A 5,091-nucleotide genomic window follows, 5' to 3' on the forward strand; every position below is an offset into this window, starting at 1 on the left:
CTGGTACGGCGGGGTGGTGCGGGGCCGGCGCCGCCCGGTGGCGGCGCCGGCCGTACCGACCGCGCGTGCGGACAGCCCGGGCCCGTGCACCCCGGCGAAGGACTCGGACGCGGTGTGCGCCCTGTAATACCGAGACGCCGGCCCTCAGTGGCGGCCCGGGCCATGCGGGTGACGGTGGCCCGGGCCGTGTGCGTTCCGGGCCAGCCCGAGCGCGTACTCGGGCCACCAGCGGCCCGCCGGGGGCCCGCCGTTGCACGTCCCGTCGGATTCGCCGGGCCGCTTGATCCACAGGTACGCGTCCACCAGCCGGTCCCCGGTGTGGGTGCTCGGCGGCTCGCCCAGCGCCCGCCCCGGCGGGTTGCACCAGGCTTCCGCCGACCGGACCCCGTGCCGGGTCGCGCCCCGGCGCCGCAGCGGGCCGTTGCCGTTGCGGCTGGTGTCGATGACGAAGTGCGCCCCGCCGACCGCCCTGGACAGCCGGTGGCCGTACCGCTTGGTGCGGCCGGTGCGCTGGAAGTTGGCGACGTTCAGGGAGAAGCCGTCCGCCTGCTCGATGCCGCTCTTGAGCAGCGGCACCATCAGCCGGGCGGGGTTCTTGATCCAGCCCGCGTGCCCGGCGTCCAGATACACCCGTACGCGGGGCAGTGCGGCGAACGCGGCGACCGCGTCGCGCAGCAGGGCCAGCCGGGGGCCGACCACGCGGCGGGGCACGCAGCGGTCGACGACCTGCGCCACCGCGTCGGGCTCCAGCACGACCAGCGCCTTCCGGTCACCGATGCCGAGCGCGACCTGCTCGATCCACCTCCGGTAGGCCGCGCCGTTCGCCGCGCCGCCCGCCGAGTGTCCGCCGCAGTCCCGGTGCGGGATGTTGTAGGCGACCAGCACCGGGGTGGTGCCGGTCCGGGCCGCGGATTCGGTGATGGAGCGCACCCGTTCGCGAGGGGGCTGCGGGCCGAGCCATTCGGCGACCGGCTGCCGTGCGATCCGGTCGATCAGGGCGGCGTCCCTGCTCTTGTTCTCGTGCTCGCTGCCGTTCTTCCCTTCCTCCCGCTCACGGACATGGCGGGCGGCCGGGCCGTCCGGGTTCACCCAGAGCCCGCCCCGCCGCGGTGGGGAGTCGGACAGCTGACATCCGCTCAGCGGCACCACCATCGCCACCACACCACATGCGGCGACCGTCACCAATCGCCGCATGACCGACTTTCTTGGATCTTTCTCGCGCATGCGACGCATCATGGCACCGCGTGCCGTCGGTTCAGTGGACGTCGCGTTCGTGGTCGGCGTGGTGGTCGGCGTCGTGGTGGTCGGCGTCCTCCGTGCGCCACAGCGGATGCTCGCGGGCCGCCCACTCCGGGTCGACCCGCCCGGTGCGCATCCCGCGCCGCGCCTCCGGATCGGCGAGCGCCTTCCCGATGTGCCCGATCACCACGACCCCGACGGCCAGCGCCAGCCAGTCGTGGACGAACGTGGCGCCGGTGCGCCACATCAGCGGGGCCAGACCGGTGAACCACATCAGCGACCCGGTGGCCGCCATCACCAGCATCGCGCCCGCGGTCCAGGCGGCGTACACCTTCTGGCCCGCGTTGAACTTGCCCGCCGGGCGCTCCGCACGGCTGGGGTCGCGGCGCAGCGCGGCCCGCAGCCAGCGGCGGTCGTGCGGCCCGAAGCGGTTGAGACGGCCCAGATCGGCCCGGAACGCGCGCGAGGCGAGACCGGCGAGGACCGGGACGGGCGTCAGGATGCCGGTCCACTCGTGGACGGTGACCACGAGGGCGCGGCGGCCCACGAGTTGGGCCAGGGCGGGCACGTACAGACAGGCCGCGCTCACCACGCACACGCCCACCAGGGCGGCCGTCGTGCGGTGGATCCAGCGCTCGGCGGGCGTGAAGCGGCGCACCCGGCGCGCGGTGGCGGCCGGGGCCGCGGTGGTCTCAGACAGTGGGGGCATCGTCGCGTCCGTTCGACTTGCCGACCCAGCCGTCCACGTCGTACCCGCGGTCCTCCCAGTAGCCGGGGCGCACCTCGTCGGTGACGGTGATGCCGGAGAGCCACTTCGCCGACTTGTAGAAGTACATGGGCGCGACGTAGAGCCGGACCGGGCCGCCGTGCGCGTGGCCCAGCGGCTCGTCCCGCATCCGCAGCGCCACCAGGACGTCCGGCCGGCGCGCCTGGTCGAGGGTGAGGCTCTCGGAGTACGCGCCGTCGAAGCAGGTGAACCGGACCGCCTTGGCGCGCGGGCTCACCCCGGCGGCGTCCAGCAGCGTGGACAGCCGCACCCCCTCGAAGGGCGTCTTCGGCACCCGCCACCCGGTGACGCACTGGACGTCGCGGACGAGCCGGGCCTGCGGGAGCGCGCGCAGCTCGGCGAGCCGGTAGTCGGCGGGCTTGTCGACGAGCCCGCCCACGGTGAGGCGGTAGTTCGTGTCGTCCTTGTGCGGGACGGAGGAGGTCACCGAGTAGTACCGGAACCCGCCGCCGTTGGGGAGCAGTCCGGTGACCCCGGTGGGGTCCTTGTCGGCCACCGCGCCGAGCGCGCTCTCCAGCCCGCGCTGCGCCCAGGGCGCGACGGCCATCCCGGCGGCGCCGAGGCCGAGCATGCCGAGCAGGATGCGGCGGCCGACCGGTGCGCCGCGGCCGTCGCCGTGCTCGTCGTCGCCGGGGGTTGCGTCATCCATGCCCTGATGAGACCACCGGGTGGCGTGGCGCGCCATTGTCTGTGGCTTTTCGTCAGACTTCCGTCAGATCTGAACGCGCCCGGGAGCCGAGCCGGGCTACGACACCGCCCGGGCCGCCGCGCGTCCCGCCGTCCGCCCCGAGAAGAGGCAGCCGCCCAGGAAGGTGCCCTCCAGCGACCGGTAGCCGTGCACGCCACCGCCGCCGAAGCCCGCCGCCTCACCGGCCGCGTAGACGCCGGGCAGCGGCTCCCCGCCCTCCGTCAGCACCCGCGACGACAGGTCCGTCTCCAGCCCGCCCAGGGTCTTGCGGGTGAGGATGTTGAGCCGCACGGCGATCAGCGGGCCCGCCTTGGGGTCGAGGATGCGGTGCGGGGCGGCGGTACGGATGAGGCGGTCGGCGATGTACTTGCGGGTCCCGCGCAGGGCGGTGACCTGGAGGTCCTTGGTGTAGGGGTTGGCGATCTCGCGGTCCCGGGCCACGATCTCGCGGCGCAGCTCGGCCTCGTCGATGAGCGGCTCCTTGGTGAGCGCGTTCATCCGCCGTACGAGGGCGGGCAGCGAGCGTTCGACGATGAAGTCGGCGCCGTGGTCCATGAACGCCCGCACCGGCCCCGGCGCCCCGGCCCGCCCGCGCCCCAGCACATCGCGCACGCTCTTGCCCGTCAGGTCCGGGTTCTGCTCGGAGCCGGAGAGCGCGAACTCCTTCTCGATGATCTTCTGCGTGAGGACGAACCAGGTGTAGTCGTATCCGGTCCGCATGATGTGTTCGAGGGTGCCGAGGGTGTCGAAGCCGGGGAAGAGCGGGACCGGCAGCCGCCGTCCGCGGGCGTCGAACCAGAGCGACGAGGGGCCGGGCAGGATGCGGATGCCGTGCCGGGGCCAGATCGGGTTCCAGTTCTCGATGCCCTCGGTGTAGTGCCACATCCGGTCGCGGTTGATGAGGTGGCCGCCCGCGGCCTCCGCGACGCCGAGCATCTTGCCGTCCACGTGCGCGGGGACCCCGGAGATCATCCGCTCGGGCGGGGAGCCCAGCCGCTCGGGCCAGTTGGCCCGTACGAGGTCGTGGTTGCCGCCGATGCCGCCGGAGGTGATGATCACGGCCTGGGCGCGCAGCTCGAAGGAACCGGTCACCTCGCGGCTGCTGGCCGTGCCCCGCTCGGCGCGGCTCGCCTCCAGCACCTCCCCGGTGACGGTGTCGACGGCGCCCGCGCTGCGCGAGAGCCCGGTGACCCGGTGCCGGAACCGCAGGTCGACCAGGCCGCGGGCGGCCGCGGCGCGCACCCGGCGCTCGAAGGGGGCGACGACGCCGGGTCCGGTGCCCCAGGTGATGTGGAAGCGAGGTACGGAGTTGCCGTGCCCGGTCGCGTCGTAGCCGCCGCGCTCGGCCCAGCCGACGAGGGGGAACAGCCGCAGCCCCTGGGCGTGCAGCCAGGACCGCTTCTCGCCCGCCGCGAAGTCCACGTACGCCTCGGCCCAGCGGCGCGGCCAGTGGTCCTCGTCGCGGTCGAAACCGGCCGTGCCCAGCCAGTCCTGCCAGGCGAGTTCGCGGCTGTCGCGGATGCGCAGCCGGCGCTGTTCGGGCGAGTCGACGAGGAAGAGGCCGCCGAAGGACCAGTGGGCCTGGCCGCCGAGCGACTGCTCGGGCTCCTGGTCGAGCAGGATGACCTTGCGGCCCGCGTCGGCCAGCTCGGCGGTGGCCGCGAGGCCCGCCAGGCCCGCCCCGACCACGATCACATCCGCGTCGTACGCCATGGTTGGTGGTATCCCGTCCTCGTCAGCCGGTCGACGGAGTCGTCGGGTGCGATCCTGCCTACCGGCCAGTACGCCGTCAACTGGTTCGGGAGCGGGAGTGAGAGCGCTTTCCGGACACCGCCCTCCTCAGGCTATAGCTCTCTTGTGCAGCAAAACGGAACAATCCCTCATCACTATTGGACACGGTTCAGCCAAACCGGCATCATCAACGACCATGGCTGACCGCTCCGTTGAGCAATCCGGGCCGCCCTACCCGGCGGACAAGCGCATCGTGAATCCGACACTTGTCACCCCCGGTCCCCAGCCCCTCGAGGCGGGTGACGCCGTCACCCCGCACATCCTCCAGGGCGAGGTCATCGGCCCCCGGCACGCCCGCGCCCGCCGCCGGGGCATCGACCCGCGGCGCAAGGCAGCCGCCGGGGCGATCCTGCTGTCGGCCACCGGCGCGGCCACCGCGCTCTTCATGCTCATGGGCAAGGACGCGCGCGAGGCGCAGGCCGCCCCCGGGCACGACAGCTCCCCCACCGCCCCCGACGAGCCCGAGCCGAAGGCCGCCGCGCTCGGCGACTCGGCCGTCGGCGACAAGCCGCTGCGCGGTTCACGCACGACCGAGCCCGCGGCCCCGGCGCCCGCCGCGCAGCCCGCGACGCGGGCCCCGGCCGCC

At 74.0% G+C, this 5,091-nt stretch carries 4 protein-coding genes and 1 pseudogene; 1 reads left to right on the forward strand and 4 read right to left on the reverse strand.

Annotated features, from left to right (window positions below):
- Positions 1-144 precede the first annotated feature (144 nt).
- The 4 genes from EEJ42_RS34025 to EEJ42_RS34040 form a co-directional block, all read right to left on the reverse strand.
- Positions 145-1,224: a glycoside hydrolase family 6 protein gene (locus EEJ42_RS34025; RefSeq protein ID WP_123105937.1), complete on the reverse strand. Its 1,080-nt coding sequence runs from the start codon at positions 1,222-1,224 to the stop codon at positions 145-147.
- Positions 1,225-1,255: 31 nt separating this feature from the next.
- Positions 1,256-1,948 carry a cytochrome b/b6 domain-containing protein gene (locus EEJ42_RS34030; RefSeq protein WP_123105939.1) on the reverse strand — a complete coding sequence of 231 codons (693 nt, stop codon included), beginning with the start codon at positions 1,946-1,948 and terminating at the stop codon, positions 1,256-1,258.
- A complete protein-coding gene (locus EEJ42_RS34035; protein ID WP_123105944.1) occupies positions 1,932-2,675 on the reverse strand; it encodes a molybdopterin-dependent oxidoreductase in 744 nt (247 codons plus the stop codon). The genes EEJ42_RS34030 and EEJ42_RS34035 overlap by 17 nt, the downstream gene beginning before the upstream one ends.
- A gap of 96 nt (positions 2,676-2,771) precedes the next feature.
- Positions 2,772-4,427, reverse strand: coding sequence for an FAD-binding dehydrogenase (locus EEJ42_RS34040; protein ID WP_123105941.1), 1,656 nt, complete (start codon positions 4,425-4,427; stop codon positions 2,772-2,774).
- Between the two features lie 214 nt (positions 4,428-4,641).
- Here EEJ42_RS34040 and EEJ42_RS34045 point away from each other — a divergent pair.
- Positions 4,642-5,091, forward strand: a pseudogene (locus EEJ42_RS34045) (hypothetical protein); the annotation flags it as partial.

This window comes from Streptomyces botrytidirepellens, assembly GCF_003721215.1.
Taxonomy (GTDB): domain Bacteria; phylum Actinomycetota; class Actinomycetes; order Streptomycetales; family Streptomycetaceae; genus Streptomyces; species Streptomyces himastatinicus.